The sequence below is a fragment of the Chitinophagales bacterium genome (assembly GCA_019638515.1).
Classification (GTDB): domain Bacteria; phylum Bacteroidota; class Bacteroidia; order Chitinophagales; family LD1; genus UBA7692.
The window spans coordinates 16,510-32,082 of the sequence record JAHBTS010000010.1 but is presented as its reverse complement, the minus strand read 5'-3'; the positions used below and the strand labels follow the sequence as shown (position 1 = coordinate 32,082).

The 15,573-nt window shown below is 40.1% G+C and carries 15 protein-coding genes and 1 pseudogene; 13 read left to right on the top strand and 3 right to left on the bottom strand.

What is annotated here, in order from left to right; translation table 11 throughout:
* The 7 genes and pseudogenes from KF872_12615 to KF872_12585 all read left to right on the top strand — a co-directional run bounded on the left by KF872_12615 (position 1) and on the right by KF872_12585 (position 7,368).
* Positions 1–393 (top strand): annotated as a pseudogene (locus KF872_12615) (collagen-like protein).
* 717 nt (positions 394–1,110) lie between these two features.
* Positions 1,111–2,478 carry a histidine--tRNA ligase gene (gene hisS, locus KF872_12610; GenBank protein MBX2904382.1) on the top strand — a complete coding sequence of 456 codons (1,368 nt, stop codon included), beginning with the start codon at positions 1,111–1,113 and terminating at the stop codon, positions 2,476–2,478.
* Between the two features lie 19 nt (positions 2,479–2,497).
* Positions 2,498–2,818, top strand: a complete 321-nt coding sequence (locus KF872_12605; GenBank protein MBX2904381.1) for an SCP2 sterol-binding domain-containing protein — start codon at positions 2,498–2,500, stop codon at positions 2,816–2,818.
* A complete protein-coding gene (locus tag KF872_12600) occupies positions 2,815–3,165 on the top strand; it encodes an MGMT family protein (protein ID MBX2904380.1) in 351 nt (116 codons plus the stop codon). Before KF872_12605 ends, KF872_12600 begins: the two co-directional genes overlap by 4 nt.
* A 112-nt stretch (positions 3,166–3,277) precedes the next feature.
* Complete coding sequence (locus KF872_12595; protein MBX2904379.1) at positions 3,278–4,687, top strand: hypothetical protein; 1,410 nt, start codon at positions 3,278–3,280, stop codon at positions 4,685–4,687.
* Positions 4,688–4,761: 74 nt separating this feature from the next.
* Complete coding sequence (locus KF872_12590; protein ID MBX2904378.1) at positions 4,762–6,003, top strand: insulinase family protein; 1,242 nt, start codon at positions 4,762–4,764, stop codon at positions 6,001–6,003.
* 72 nt (positions 6,004–6,075) lie between these two features.
* A complete protein-coding gene (locus KF872_12585; protein ID MBX2904377.1) occupies positions 6,076–7,368 on the top strand; it encodes a 2-oxo acid dehydrogenase subunit E2 in 1,293 nt (430 codons plus the stop codon).
* Positions 7,369–7,443: 75 nt separating this feature from the next.
* Here the strand turns inward: KF872_12585 and KF872_12580 are convergent, their stop codons facing one another.
* Positions 7,444–8,586 carry a tetratricopeptide repeat protein gene (locus tag KF872_12580; protein ID MBX2904376.1) on the bottom strand — a complete coding sequence of 381 codons (1,143 nt, stop codon included), beginning with the start codon at positions 8,584–8,586 and terminating at the stop codon, positions 7,444–7,446.
* Positions 8,587–8,746: 160 nt separating this feature from the next.
* Positions 8,747–10,264, bottom strand: coding sequence for a 2,3-bisphosphoglycerate-independent phosphoglycerate mutase (gene gpmI / locus KF872_12575; protein ID MBX2904375.1), 1,518 nt, complete (start codon positions 10,262–10,264; stop codon positions 8,747–8,749).
* Between the two features lie 202 nt (positions 10,265–10,466).
* Between gpmI and rpsL the strand changes: the two genes are divergently transcribed.
* The 6 genes from rpsL to KF872_12545 all read left to right on the top strand — a co-directional run bounded on the left by rpsL (position 10,467) and on the right by KF872_12545 (position 15,192).
* Positions 10,467–10,874: a 30S ribosomal protein S12 gene (gene rpsL, locus KF872_12570; GenBank protein ID MBX2904374.1), complete on the top strand. Its 408-nt coding sequence runs from the start codon at positions 10,467–10,469 to the stop codon at positions 10,872–10,874.
* A 46-nt stretch (positions 10,875–10,920) separates the two neighbouring features.
* Positions 10,921–11,388, top strand: coding sequence for a 30S ribosomal protein S7 (rpsG, locus tag KF872_12565; protein MBX2904373.1), 468 nt, complete (start codon positions 10,921–10,923; stop codon positions 11,386–11,388).
* A gap of 115 nt (positions 11,389–11,503) precedes the next feature.
* Complete coding sequence (fusA, locus tag KF872_12560) at positions 11,504–13,618, top strand: elongation factor G (protein ID MBX2904372.1); 2,115 nt, start codon at positions 11,504–11,506, stop codon at positions 13,616–13,618.
* Positions 13,619–13,656: 38 nt separating this feature from the next.
* A complete protein-coding gene (rpsJ, locus tag KF872_12555) occupies positions 13,657–13,962 on the top strand; it encodes a 30S ribosomal protein S10 (GenBank protein ID MBX2904371.1) in 306 nt (101 codons plus the stop codon).
* A 78-nt stretch (positions 13,963–14,040) separates the two neighbouring features.
* Positions 14,041–14,661 carry a 50S ribosomal protein L3 gene (gene rplC, locus KF872_12550; GenBank protein ID MBX2904370.1) on the top strand — a complete coding sequence of 207 codons (621 nt, stop codon included), beginning with the start codon at positions 14,041–14,043 and terminating at the stop codon, positions 14,659–14,661.
* Positions 14,662–14,748: 87 nt separating this feature from the next.
* The gene (locus tag KF872_12545; protein ID MBX2904369.1) at positions 14,749–15,192 is read left to right on the top strand and encodes an SRPBCC domain-containing protein; all 444 of its coding nucleotides are present in this window, start codon (positions 14,749–14,751) and stop codon (positions 15,190–15,192) included.
* A gap of 42 nt (positions 15,193–15,234) precedes the next feature.
* Here KF872_12545 and KF872_12540 read toward each other — a convergent pair whose 3' ends face one another.
* Positions 15,235–15,567, bottom strand: coding sequence for a DMT family protein (locus tag KF872_12540; GenBank protein ID MBX2904368.1), 333 nt, complete (start codon positions 15,565–15,567; stop codon positions 15,235–15,237).
* Positions 15,568–15,573: the final 6 nt, after the last annotated feature.

Genomic DNA, 15,573 nt, shown 5'->3' with positions numbered 1-15,573 from the left:
GCCACCGGAGCACAAGGTGTAACCGGAGCTACAGGTAATACAGGCGCAACGGGCGCAGCTGGAAAAGATGGAGTAGATGGTGCCACAGGTCCTCAAGGATTGCAAGGTGCAACAGGAGTCACCGGAGCACAAGGTGTAACCGGAGCTACAGGCAATACAGGCGCAACGGGTGCAGCTGGAAAAGATGGAGTAGATGGTGCCACAGGTCCTCAAGGATTGCAAGGCGCAACAGGAGCCACCGGAGCACAAGGTGTAACCGGAGCTACAGGTAATACGGGAGTTAAAGGAGATACAGGTGCAACAGGCGCTCAAGGATTGCAAGGCGCAACAGGCGCAACAGGAGCACAAGGTGTAACAGGTCCAACCGGAGTTGGTATGTGGGGGGCTGTAGGTTCAATGCCATATTCAACCGGATCTCAAACCTTTGTTTCTGCAACGGCAGCCGGAAATCCGGGAACAGGTTCTTCATTCAGTTTTGTTGTCCCTGCGGGTATTTCGCAAATAAGAGTAACATTAGCAGGAGGCGGAGGCGGAGGTGGCAATAGCACCAGTAACGGAAACACTAGTGGTGGCTGTGGTGGTGTTGTTTTTGGTGAAATTCCTGTAAATGCCGGAGAAACACTTACGGTATTTGCCGGAGCAGGAGGAACAGGATACAACTCTGGCAATAACAGCGGTAGAGGCGGCACCGGTTCTTATATTCAAAGAAGCGGTATTACACTTTGTGCAGCAGGTGGCGGTGGCGGTGGTGCACAGGATGGGTTTAGCAATGGTAATGGAGGCGGTATGTCTTTTGGCTTATCACTCAATGGCGGTAATGGGGGCGGCAGCACTGGAGGTAGCAGTGGAAATAATTATGCAGGATACCTATATAATTCATTGAGTTTTATTGGTAAAAATAGCACCGGAGGCGCAATAAATATTCCGGGTGTTTCTGCCAGGTATTTTACTGCACTTTACAATGGTGCCAGCACTAATTATGCTTATGGCGGCTATTACGATAGCGGTGTAAAAGGCGTAGTGATTATTGAATGGTAAACCCTATTTAATAATTTTTGGAATAGCTGTTTAAGGTGCCGTTCTAAAAAGTATTTTCGCTTTATGGAAAAAATAAAACCTGCACTTAGCAAGGGTACGCGCGACTTTTTACCTCATGAAGTAGCTAAGCGAAATTTTTTGTTTGAAATTATCAAAGAAGTGTTTACTCGCTATGGCTTTCAGGCAATTGAAACCCCGGCAATAGAGCGCTTAGAAACACTTACCGGAAAGTATGGTGCTGAGGGTGATAAGTTGCTTTTTAAAATCTTAAATAGTGGCGATTATTTAAAGAATGTTTCGCCCGATATATTATCTGCTCAAAACTCTACTGCTGCAACAAGGCTTTTGGCTGAAAAAGGATTGCGTTACGACCTTACAGTTCCATTAGCACGTTTTGTGGTGCAGCATCAAGATAAGTTGGCATTCCCATTCAGGCGTTTTCATATTGGTTCGGTTTGGCGTGCAGACCGCCCTCAAAAAGGACGGTATCAGGAATTTTACCAATGCGATGCCGATATCATTGGCAGCTCGGGCTTATTGAATGAAACTGAATTGGTATTACTCTTTCACGAAGTTTTTGCAGCACTTGGCTTAAGCGAGGTAGAACTAAAAATTTCAAATAGAAAAATATTAGCAGGCTTGGCAGAAAAAATGAATTGCACCGAACAGTTCTCTGCACTTGCCATTGCCATAGATAAGTTAGATAAAGTAGAGCAGGCAAAAGTATTTGAACTGCTATTGCAAGATGGGTTTACGGAGCAGCAGATAATTATGCTTTCTACGTATTTGAACATACAAGGAACCAATAGCGAGGTTGTATCGCAGCTCAAAAACTTCTTTGGCGATAATGCTACTGCCGGAGTTGGTATTCAGGAATTAGAGTGGGTAGTAAACACGGTTTTGAAAGCTGCACCACAAGCACCGATAAAAATTGATATTTCACTCGCACGGGGGTTAGATTATTACACAGGTTTTATTATTGAAGTTAAGAACCATTCGGGCAGTTTAAGAAGCAGTATTGGAAGCGGGGGACGTTACGATAATCTTACAGAAATCTTTGGAGGTAAAAATCTTACAGGAGTTGGAATTAGTTTTGGCATTGAGCGGATATTTGATATTATGGAAGAATTGAACCTCTTTCCAAGCAGCGTTTTTAATGGCACACAAGTGCTGTTTTGCCATTTCGATGAAGCAACACAAGAATATGCATTTCAGTCGCTTTTGGCATTGCGAAAAGCAGGCGTGAATGCTGAAATTTTTCCAACACTTGCCAAGCTGTCTAAACAATTAGATTATGCCAACAAGAAGCAAATTCCTTTTGCCGTAATTATTGGCAGCGAAGAGGTGCAAACCTCTCAACTTACAGTTAAGAATTTAATAGAAGGTACACAGGAAAAAGTTGAGCTATCTGCACTTTCCGATTATTTTAGTAGTAAATAATTACAAAAAAAATAATACTATGAAGGCAGCTGAAATGATAAAGAGTTTTGAAAAAAGAGTGGATACCGAAAGTATGGATGAGAATGAAAAGAGTATTTTTCATTTCATACTAAGTGGCGAAAACGGTGGCGATTTTACGGTAGAGCTAAAGCATAAGAAGATTAAAGTTTCTGAGGGATTAAAAGGCAAGCCGGACTGCGAAGTAAAAGCCAAAGCCAGCGATTACGAAGCACTCGAAAATGGCGATTTGAGTCCGCAGTGGGCATTTGTTACAGGTAAAGTAAAGGTTAGCAATGTATCGGAGCTACTAAAGTTTAAAAGCTACTTCAAGCAGATATGAAACCAAAGCAGGTCTTCGATAGAGGCTCTTTCTTTGCGGATGTTTTTGAAGTAGTGCGTTTAGTTCCCCAAGGAAGAGTAACTACCTATGGTGCCATTGCAAAGTATTTGGGTACAGGTAAAAGTTCGCGTATGGTAGGCTGGGCAATGAATGCAGCACATACGGCTCATTTTCATGTTCCGGCACAGCGCGTGGTAAACAGAAATGGTATGCTTACCGGAAAACATCATTTTGCAACCAATACGCTTATGCAGGAATTGTTGGAAAAAGAAGGCATCGTGGTTAAAAATGATACTGTTCAAAATTTTAAATCGTTATTATGGGATCCATCTGTGGAGTTACTTTAATTACAATTCTTAACATTGCCTTAATTCAATTAGTGCAACATTTGTACAATAAACACCGTTTTGTTTTTAATAGCACTCTGTAAACACTCAAGGAGGTATAATTTTGTAAACTATGGAACGCGAAATTCTTTCAATAAAACGTAAGGCATTACGAATAAACTTAGAGCCAACCATATATGGCACCTTTGCCGAAATAGGAGCGGGGCAGGAAGTGGCACGCACTTTTTTTCAGGCTGGCGGTGCATCGGGCACAGTAGCAAAAACTATGAGTGCATACGATATGTCTTTTTCCGATTCTATTTATGGCGAAGAAGAAAGCGGGCGCTATGTAAGTGAATCGCGCCTGCGCAAAATGCTCGATCACGAGTATGCTTTGTTGGAAGAAAGATTGTGTTCCGAAAAATATGCGGGCAGAAGATTTTTTGCTTTTGCAGATACCTGTTCCACTATCAATTTTTTAAAGAACAATGATCCGCATGCATGGATTGGTTTGCGTTTTCAATTAAAACCTGGGGGCCCCACCAACGATATTAAACTACATGTGCGCCTAAAAGGCACCGACAATGTATTGCAACAGAAAGTAATTGGCACATTAGGCGTAAATTTAATTTTTGCTTGCTATTGGTATCACGAAAATATGGACAATTTTCTCGACTCCTTGTACGATGGTTTATCGCCAGAGCAAGTAGAGTTAGACATGATTCGTGTTAAAGGTCCCGACTTTGATATTGATAATCGTTTGCTTGCACTTATGCTGGTGCGCAAGCATTTTACCGATGCCACTATTTTTGGTGCCGATCGCGAAGTATATCAACCCAAAGATGTACTCTACAAAAAGAATATACTTTGCTTGCGCGGTCGTTTTCGACCGGTTACAAGAGTAAACGAAGATATGCTGCGTTGCGGCATTGAGAGTTTTTCTAAAGTTGCTTGCTGTGGCAGTTCGGAACTGGCTGTGTTGGCAGAAATTACACTTGCCAATTTAGAAAGTGATGAAAATTACTCCGATAGAGATTTCTTAGACCGTGCCGAAATTCTGTGCAGTTTAGGACATACCGTTATGGTTTCTAACTGTCATAAACACGATGTGCTAGTTCGTTATTTAAATAGGTGTCGCCCTAAGAGCATAGGCATTATTATTGGTGTAATGAATATGTTGGAATTGTTTAAAGAAAAGCACTACACCAATCCTTCGCGCGAATTGCTGGCATATTTTGGTGAAATATTTTTAGAAAATACCACTATGCTGATGTATCCATATCAGCCTCATGCCGATAAGCCCGTAATTACATCCGATAACCTACACATTCCCGAAGCTTTGGGCCCGCTTTTCCGCTACTTGAAACACAGTGGCTTTATTGTAGATCTAAAGAATTACGACCCACATGTGCTAAGCATATTTTCAACAAAAGTAATTAGCATGATTAAGCAAGGCGAAAGCGGTTGGGAAGAAATGGTACCCGATAAAGTTGCCGATATTATCAAAGAAAATTGCTTGTTTGAATATCCGTGCGAAGTATAGCCGCTGCGCAGTTATTTTTTAAACTCAATTAAATCGTTGCTTAAATTTTACCTTCGCGCTCTTAAATTCTTATCGTGATTCATTTTGAACAACATACACTTGCCAATGGCTTAAAGGTTATTGTGCATCAAGATAAAACTTCGCCACTAGCCATTGTAAATACATTATACAAAGTAGGTGCACGCGATGAACAGCCCGATAAAACAGGCTTTGCACACTTGTTTGAGCATTTTATGTTTGAAGGCTCCGTAAACATTCCTGAGTTTGATACGCCATTGCAATTAGCCGGAGGCGAAAACAATGCTTTTACTAATAATGATATTACGAACTATTACGATTTACTTCCTGCTGGAAATTTAGAAACTGCATTTTGGTTGGAAAGCGATAGAATGCTGAGTTTAAACTTTGAAGAACAAAGTTTAGAAACTCAAAAGAAAGTAGTAATGGAGGAGTTTAAGGAACATTACATCAATCAACCCTATGGCGATGTTTGGCATAAAATAAGCGAACTGGCATATAAAGTTCATCCATATCGCTGGCCCACAATTGGCAAAGAATTAAGCCATATAGAAAAGGTAACGATGGAAGATTTTAAACAATTCTTTTTTCATTATTACCGACCCAACAATGCCACATTAGTAGTTGCCGGAAATGTAGAGGCAAACAAGGTTTTTTCACTGGCAGAGAAATGGTTTGGCAATATACCGCGTGGAGCTAAAGAAGTGGTGCGCGCTATTCCCGCAGAGCCAATGCAAACCAGCAAGCGCACCGAAGAAGTTTATGCACAAGTTCCGGTAAATGCCATATACAAAACATGGCGTATGTGCGCCCGCAATCATCAGGATTATTATGCAACAGATTTATTGCGCGATATTTTAAGCACGGGCGACTCCTCTCGTCTTTTTCGCAAACTAGTGAAAGAACAAAAACTCTTTAGCAGCATTGCTTCGTTCCTTTCCGAAACCATAGATGAAGGTTTGTTTTTTGTTGAAGGAAAACTAAACGAGGGAGTAAGTATGGAGCAGGCAGAAAATGCCATAAATGAAGTTGTGCACGAACTCGCAGCCGAAACCATACAAGAGCAAGAGCTTACCAAGGTGAAAAATAAAATGGAAAGCCTATTAGCTTTTAGCGATACCAACGTATTGAACAGAGCTATGAACTTAGCTTTCGCAGATATGCTGGGCAATGTAAACGGAGTAAACGAAGATATAGAACACTACCGCAATGTAACCGCAGCCCAATTGCGCCAAACGGCAGCAAGCGTTTTTAAAGAAGAACAAAGTTGTGTGCTAAAGTATTATGCAAGAAATTAACACAACCGTTTATCGCCTTTCTCCCTTAACTCCTTTTTCTATTTTAGCCGCTGAACAGAGGTTCGTTTAATTATGGCAAATTTTGAATTGATTATGCCCAAAATGGGCGAAAGCATTACCGAAGCTACTATTTTAAAGTGGTTGAAAAAGCCGGGCGATGCCATTAAGCAAGATGAAGCAGTGCTTGAAATTGCTACCGATAAAGTAGATTCCGAAGTGCCTTCTCCGGTAAGCGGTGTTTTAGGCGAAGTATTGTTTAATGAAGGCGATGTGGTAGCAGTGGGTAAAGCCGTTGCCATTATTCAAACAGAAGGAGGCGCTGCGGCAACTCTGGTAGCACCGCAAAAAGAAAAGAGTGTGGCAGTAGCTCCGGTAAGCAATGCAAGCGTATCGGCATCGGTTGCTCCGGCTGCAAGCCCCTCGAGCGATAGGTTTTATTCGCCTTTGGTATTAAATATTGCACGGCAAGAAAATGTAAGCATAAGCGAACTCGAAAACCTACCAGGCACAGGCGCTGGCGGAAGAGTAACTAAAAAAGACATTCTTGCTTTTGTTGAAAGTAGAAAGGTTGTACCTGCTGCACAGCCTCAGGTTCAAACACCACAAGTTGCTTCCACAAAAACAACCGAAACTCCGGTTGCCAAAAGTTATAGCGGTAATGTAGAGATAATTGAAATGGATAGAATGCGTAGGCTCATTGCCGATAATATGGTAAAGAGCAAACACACCTCTGCGCACGTTACTTCATTTGTAGAAGCAGACGTTACCAATATAGTACTGTGGCGCAACCGCATGAAAGATAAGTTTAAACAACGCTATGGCGAGAATCTTACTTTCACTCCAATATTTATCGAAGCTATCATTAAGGCATTAAAAGATTTTCCGTTAGTAAACAGTAGTATTGATGGCACTAATATTATTGTAAAGAAAGACATCAACATCGGTATGGCCACCGCATTGCCATCGGGAAATTTAATTGTACCCGTAATTAAAAATGCCGACCAATTGAATTTGATAGGTATTGCCAAACAAGTAAATGATTTAGCTAACCGTGCCAGAGCCAATAAACTAAAACCCGAAGATATTGAAGGTGCTACCTATACGGTTTCTAATGTGGGTACATTTGGAAACGTAATGGGTACTCCGGTGATTATGCAGCCGCAGGTTGCCATCCTTGCTACCGGAGCCGTAAAGAAAAAACCTGTGGTAATAGAAACCGAGGAAGGCGATACAATTGGTATAAGGCACATGATGTTTTTAAGCCATAGCTACGATCACCGTATTGTTGATGGTGCTTTGGGCGGTAGCTTTGTTCGCAGAGTGGGCGATTACTTAGAAAGTTTTGATGGGAAAAGAGAGATATAATTTATTCCATTTATAGGTGTAAAAAAAGAGGCTGTCCTTTTGAGACAGCCTCTTTTTTTATGTAAGTAGTAATAGTTATTGTGCTGAATACAATTCAATTTGTTTTAATGCTTTTAGTGTTGGTGCATCATCGGCATTCAACTCTTTACATTTTTCAAAGTATGGTTTAGCTTGTTTGAAAATTTCGGCACGTTGTTTTTTTAAATCTTCATATTTAACTTGATCTGCTTTGCTATAGCCAAGTTTATTCATTTCGTCATTTAGCGCACCGGCTTTGTTGAAGTAGTATGCACCCATGTTATAGGTGGCTCCAAAATTTTTGGGATTTATCTGAGTTGCTTTTTCGTAAGCTGCTTTTGCTTCGTCTCCTTTGCCTAGTTTTTCGTAAGCAGTACCAAGTGCATAATATAATTGGTCGTTGTTGGAATCTAAAGCAATGGCTTTATTCAGCATGTCTAATGCTTGTTCGTGTTTATTATCGCCAATGTATATATTGAGTTTATCAATAAGTAAATCTATGTTTTGCGGATATTTTGCAATGGCTGCATCTAAAGTGGCAATGGCTCCATCTTTATCGCCTGCTTTTTTCTGTAAACGCGATAAAAGTAAATCGTATTTAGCATCCGGAAATTTTGCAGATAGTTTTTTGTAAGCATCAATGGCTCCTTGTGTATTTCCTGCATTTTCTGCACTCAATGCCGCATTACCAAGTGCTTTATCTGTTTCTATGTTTGGTTTTTCACCACGTGCTTCTAATATGGCGTTGATGTCATCAATAGATGCAAAGTATTTATAGGATTGTTCGTAGTTTTTTCTTTCGTATTGTGTAATAGCTGCATTGAAAGTGCCGGGTCCTAATGCTAAAAGATACCTGGTCATATCTTTCCATGCTTTAAACTTAGGGTCGTTCATTTCAAACACTTTTTTATAGCTTTTTACGGCTTCGGCTTGTGCCATATCTTGTTGTTGGCGTAAAGTAGTGTCGGAGAATATGAGTTGATATACTTGCCCACGATAGAACCATGTTTTAGAGTCGCCTAAAGTTTTTTCGTTTAGCACGGCTTCGTCAATAGCAGTTTTGGCTTTTTCTAAATTTTGAACGCCATCGCCATTGTTGTAGTAATTCATGTAGTTCCATGCTGCTGTAACGTTGCTGCTTTGGCTGAATGATGCTGCTGCAAATGCAGCGCCTAAAATTGTAAATGATAATTTTTTCATTAGTAAATTGATTCTGATTGCTAAAAGACAAAACTTTTTTGAAATTCCAATATGAGATGATTTTGTTCATAAAAGTTTAATGGTTGCAATACTTTATGATGCTATCTTTAGAACAAAATTGTGCTGCTAGATAGTTGATATTGAGTAGTGAGGGTACTTGCTAGAGTAAACTCTTGCCGCTCATTTCTTGTGGTTGCGGAAGATTCATTAGGTGTAAAATGGTTGGTGCAATATCTGCTAACACACCCGGCTGTAGCGAATTTTTGTTTTCATTATCAATAAAGAATAATGGAACAGGATTGATGGTGTGTGCTGTGTTAGGTGTGCCATCTTCGTTGATCATGTAATCGGCATTGCCGTGGTCGGCAGTGAGCAAAATGGCATAATTTTTTTCGAGTGCTGCGGTTACTACTGTTTCTACACAATTATTGATGGTTTCGCAGGCTTTTACGGCTGCTTGGAAAACACCCGTGTGGCCAACCATATCGGGATTGGCAAAGTTGAGACATATAAAATCGAATGTATCTGTTTTAATGGCATCGGTAGTTTTTTGGGTTACTTCAGGTGCACTCATTTCGGGTTGTAAATCGTAAGTGGCTACTTTGGGCGATGGCACCATTATGCGCGATTCGCCTTCAAAGTTCTTTTCTCTTCCTCCCGAAAAGAAGAAGGTTACATGAGGATATTTTTCTGTTTCGGCTATGCGCAATTGGGTTTTTCCATGTGTGGCAAGTACTTCGCCTACGGTGTTTTTTAAATCATCGTTATGGAAGATATTAAATACGTTTTTGAAAGTACTGTCGTACACCGTCATGGTAGTGTAGTGCAGCGGAAGCGCTTTCATTCCAAAATCTGGAAAATCTTGCTGCGTAAGCGCTTTAGTAATTTCGCGGCAGCGATCGGTGCGGAAGTTAAAGCAAACAACGGCATCTTCTGGTTGAAGGGTTTTGCCACCTTCACAAAAAATTGGTTTTAGGAATTCATCGGTTTCGTTTGTCGCGTATTTATGTTGAATGGTTTCTATTGGATTGGAGGTAGCTTCTCCTTTACCTTGCGTAAGTAAGTCGTAGGCTAATTTTACTCTTTCCCAGCGGTTATCTCTATCCATAGCAAAGTACCTGCCGCAGATAGATGCAAGCGTACCGCAATTATTATCGTTTAAAAACTGCAATAGTTCTTTTAAATAGTGTAAACCACTTTTGGGGTCGGTATCTCTGCCATCGGTGAATGCATGAATTTGAATCTGGCTGGCAGGCAATCCATTTTTATGTGCAATTTGACATAACGCCATTAAGTGTTTGGTATGCGAATGCACACCTCCATTGCTTACCAAACCAATAAAGTGCAAAGGTTTTTGGTGCTGCTTGGCATATTCAATAGACTGAAGTAAAGCCGGATTTTGGGCTAAATCGCCCGATTTTATGGCATTGTTTATGCGCAAAAGTTCTTGATACACAATTCTGCCGGCACCAATATTTAAATGCCCTACTTCGCTGTTGCCCATTTGTTCATCGGGTAGGCCAACATTTTCGCCATGGGTTAAAAGTTCGGTATGGGGATACTGTTTATATAGTGAATCTATAAAAGGTGTTTGGGCTTGAGCAATGGCACTTGCGGTAGTTTTTTTCCCATGTCCCCATCCGTCCATAATGATGAGGATTACTTTTTTATTGTTCATTGTGGTGCGAAGTTAAAATGATTTTAGAGTTCCTTTATGCAGGTTGCAAATTCTAAAAAATGCAAAATTAGAATTCAGGAAAAGTTTCTTTGAAATTAAAGAGTTGAAAATCAATCAATTACTCAAATTCTGAACTTTCTGAAAAACAGTTTTTGCATTTTTGAAGGAAGATGCTACTTTTGCACCTCCCAAAAAAAGAGGAATGCCTACAATACAACAATTAGTAAGAAAATCAAGGCAAATTATTCGCGCTAAATCTAAAAGTCGCGCTCTGGATGCCTGTCCGCAAAAACGCGGAGTTTGCACACGTGTTTACACTACCACACCTAAGAAGCCAAACTCGGCTTTGCGTAAAGTGGCAAAAGTGCGTTTAACCAATTCAACGGAAGTTATCGCCTATATTCCTGGCGAAGGGCACAACCTGCAAGAGCACTCAATCGTGCTTATTCGCGGAGGTCGTGTAAAAGATTTACCGGGAGTTCGTTACCACATTGTGCGCGGTTCATTAGATACTGCGGGGGTAGAGAACAGAAAGCAAAGCCGTAGCAAATACGGAACTAAGCGTCCTAAACCGGGTGCTGCACCGGCTGCTGCAGGCAAGAAAAAATAATCAATAGCATATTCATATAATCAGAGAATAGAAAATAAACTGAGCAATGAGAAAGAAAAGAGCACCCAAACGCTACCTTCAACCGGATCCTAAATTTGGAGATACCGTAGTTACTAAATTTGTAAACTCTTTAATGTGGAGTGGCAAAAAAAGTACTGCATATCAAATTTTTTACGATGCAGTAGCATTAGTTGCTGAAAGAACTAAAGAAGATGGTTTGGAAACATGGCGCAAAGCTATTGCCAATGTTAGTCCGGCAGTAGAAGTGCGCAGCCGCAGAATTGGTGGTGCAAACTTCCAAATTCCAACAGAGGTTCGTGCAGAAAGAAAAATGGCATTGGGAATGAAATGGTTAATTCAGTACAGCCGCGATAGAAATGGTAAAACCATGAGCGATAAGTTGGCTACTGAAATTATTGCAGCCTCTAAGGGCGAGGGTGGCGCTTTTAAAAAGAAGGAAGACACTCACAGAATGGCCGAGGCTAATAAAGCATTCTCTCACTTTAGATTCTAATTGTTCCTTTGTACTATCTACAATTAAGAGACAGCAGGAGAGGCAACATGAAAATATATTCAATAATCAAATAAAATAAAATCTAATTCTCCCTGAAAGGAGATAGGAAGGATTTATGGGAAAAGATCTCAGTTTTACAAGAAATATCGGAATTGCGGCTCACATTGATGCCGGCAAAACAACCACCAGCGAACGTATTCTATACTACACCGGTGTGAATTACAAATTAGGTGAAGTGCACGAAGGTGCTGCAACCATGGATTGGATGGAGCAAGAGCAAGAGCGCGGTATTACTATTACCTCTGCAGCTACCAGATGCTCTTGGACATGGAAAGATAATAAATATGATATTAACCTTATTGATACGCCCGGACACGTGGATTTTACCGTAGAGGTAAACCGTTCATTGCGTATCTTAGATGGTCTAGTATTCTTATTCTCTGCCGTAGATGGAGTGGAGCCACAGTCTGAAACAAACTGGCGCTTAGCCGATAATTACGGTGTTGCACGTCTTGGTTTTGTAAATAAAATGGATCGCCAAGGTGCCGACTACTTTAATGTAGTAAAGCAAGTAGAAACCATGTTGGGTTCTACACCTATGGTAATGCAAATTCCAATTGGTTCTGAAGAACATTTTAAAGGTGTAGTTGATTTAATTACCAACGAAGCCATTATTTGGAATGAGGAAGATAGAGGAATGACCTATAATGTAATTGACATTCCTGCCGACTTAGTAGAGGAGGTGAAAATGTATCGCGAAAAAATGCTTGAGCAAGTTGCCGAGTATGACGATACTTTAATGGAGAAATACTTTGAAGACCCTAACTCAATTTCTGCCGATGAAATCCGTGCTGCAGTTCGCAAGGCTGTAATTGCACAGAAAGTGGTACCTATGTTCTGCGGTTCTTCATTTAAAAATAAAGGTGTTCAAGCCGTATTAGATGCCGTATGTGCTATTCTTCCTTCTCCTGAAGATAAAAAAGAAATTGTGGGTACCAATCCAGATACAGGTGAAGAAGTAGTGCGCAAGCCAAGTACCGATGAACCATTTACTGCATTGGCATTTAAAATTGCTACCGATCCTTATGTTGGTCGCTTATGCTATATCCGTGTATATTCAGGTACTTTAGATGCAGGTTCGTATGTATATAACATGCGTACAGAAAAGAAAGAACGTATTTCACGTCTTTTTCAAATGCATGCCAGTAAGCAAAATCCAATTGAGCGTGTAGAAGCCGGAGATATTGCTGCGGGAGTAGGTTTTAAAGATATTCGTACCGGAGATACATTGTGCGATGAAAAACATCCGATTGTACTTGAAAGTATGAAATTCCCAGATCCGGTAATATCATTGGCAATTGAACCTAAGAGCCAAAAAGATATGGATAAATTGGGTATGGCTTTAGGTAAATTGGCCGAAGAAGATCCTACATTTAAAGTAAGTTTCGATGACCAAACCGGACAAACAGTTATTGCCGGTATGGGCGAGTTACACCTCGAAATTATTGTAGATCGCTTACGCAGAGAGTTTAAAGTAGAGTGCAACCAAGGTAATCCACAGGTTTCTTATCGCGAGCGTTTAACTAAAACCGTTGCACACCGCGAATTGTATAAGAAGCAATCAGGTGGTCGCGGTAAGTTTGCCGATATTCATATTGAAATAGGACCAACTGAAGATAACAAAGAAGGTTTGGAATTTGTAAACGATATTTTCGGAGGTTCAATTCCACGTGAATTTATTCCTGCAGTAGAAAAAGGAATGAAAGAGGCAATGAAAACCGGTGTACTTGCAGGATATGAGATTGATGGCTTAAAAGTACGTTTATACGATGGCTCTTTCCACGCAGTGGATTCCGACTCTCTTTCTTTTGAGTTGTGTGCCAAACTAGCCTTTAGAACAGCTGCAAAATTAGCCGGACCGGTTCTATTGGAACCAATTATGAAATTAGAAGTAGTAACACCGGAAGAAAATACAGGTGATGTAGTGGGCGATTTGAATAGAAGAAGAGGTATGTTAGAGGGAATGGAATCTAAACAGAATGCTCAGATCATTAAGGCTAAAGTGCCTTTGAGCGAAATGTTTGGATATGTTACCCAATTGCGTACACTTACTTCAGGTCGTGCAACGTCTTCCATGGAATTCCACAGTTTCCAACCTGCGCCAGAGAGTGTAGCCAAAGAAATTATAGCCAAAAACCAAGGTAAAAGAGGTAAAATCGAAGAAGATTAATTCAACTAATTTAATAAACCAGATAAACGTTCTTTCCAATGAGCCAACGAATCAGAATTAAACTAAAAAGCTACGACCACAATTTGGTTGATAAAAGCGCTGAAAAGATTGTGAAAACAGTAAAAAGTACAGGTGCTATAGTAAGCGGTCCTGTGCCACTTCCTTCTATGAAAAAGGTATTTACCGTGAACCGCTGTCCACACGTAAATTCTAATTCAAAAGAGCAATTCCAATTTTGTACTTACAAGCGTTTGTTAGATATCTATTCTACTACGTCAAAAACTGTAGACGCATTGATGAAACTTGAATTACCAAGCGGTGTAGAGGTTGAAATTAAAGCGTAGTAAAGTTTATTTAAGCAATTAAAAGTATTTTCTAATTTATGTTCCCTAAGTAAAGTGGAACCTCTAAAAACAATAAACATGAAAGGAATTATAGGAAAAAAAGTAGGAATGACTAGTGTTTTCGATAATGGAAAACACCTTGCAGTTACAGTAGTGCAAGCAGGTCCTTGTGTAGTTACTCAAGTGAAAACTATCGAAACCGATGGTTACAATGCAGTGCAGTTGGCTTTTGATGAAAAGAAAGAAAAAAACACATCAAAACCATTAGCCGGACATTTCAAAAAAGCAAATACTTCTCCTAAAAAGAAAGTAGTAGAAATCCGCGATTTCGACTTAGCTGCAGGTTTGGGCGATGAAGTTGGTGCCGATTTGTTTGATGATGGTGAGAAAATAAGTGTGGTTGGTATTTCAAAAGGAAAAGGATTTCAAGGTGTTGTAAAACGCCACGGATTTAGCGGGGTAGGAATGGGTTCTCACGGTCAGCACGATCGTCAGCGCGCTCCGGGTTCAATAGGTGCATCGTCAGATCCAAGCCACGTTTTAAAAGGCTTAAGAATGGCAGGAAGAATGGGCGGTAGCCGTGTAAAAGTAAGCAACCTAAAGGTGGTAAAAGTAATTGCAGATAAAAACCTTTTACTTATTAAAGGTGCAATTCCAGGGCATAATGGTTCTTATGTAATTGTTGAAAGCAGTAAATAGTTTTATTACTATAGTATATTTTGAAGGCTGTCCGTAAAGGCAGCCTTTTTTTATGGTATTATGGTGGTGAGAAATAAGTATTTTGGTATGGAATATTTTGAAAAAGTAATTGAAGTAAATGCCACAGAAGTTAGTGTTTATGAAGCATTAACCAGCTATATTCCAAAGTGGTGGACTGTAATGTTTGAAGGATCATCGGATAAGCAAGGAGATTCATTTACCATCTATTTTGGTACAAGTATTTTTAAAACAATATTGGTAGAGGAGTTAGTACCCAATAAGAAAGTTGTTTGGAATGTTACCAATTCACTTATTGATATACCTGAATTGACCAATAAAAAAGAGTGGATTGGTACTACAATAGTTTGGGAGCTGCAATCTAAAGTTGGCAGCACGGAATTACACCTTGCTCACATAGGGCTTACTCCGCAGGTTGAGTGTTATACAATTTGCGAGGGCGGCTGGCATCAGTTTATAGCCAGTTTAAAGGCATTTTTGGAAACAGGCAGTGGAAATCCATTTAAGCAGTGAGAAGTGGCTTTAATTACGCAGTAAGGGCTATTTTTAGAATGGCTATTCGAATTTGGCAAACGCAAAGTACACAGCTCCAATAATAAACATGAATGAAACTGCATAATTCCATTTAAAATCTTCTTTAAGAAAGAATAAGCTAAAGGCAGCAAATACAATTAGTGTAATTACCTCTTGCATTATTTTTAGTTGTGTGGCAGTAAAAGTTGTGTGGCCAATTCTATTGGCAGGAACTTGTAGGCAGTATTCAAAAAATGCTATAAGCCAGCTTACCAAAATTACTTTCCATAGTGCTATTTCTTTAAATTTTAAATGCCCATACCAAGCGAAGGTCATAAATATGTTGGAGGCAAGCAGGAGTAATACAGTTTTCATTTTATG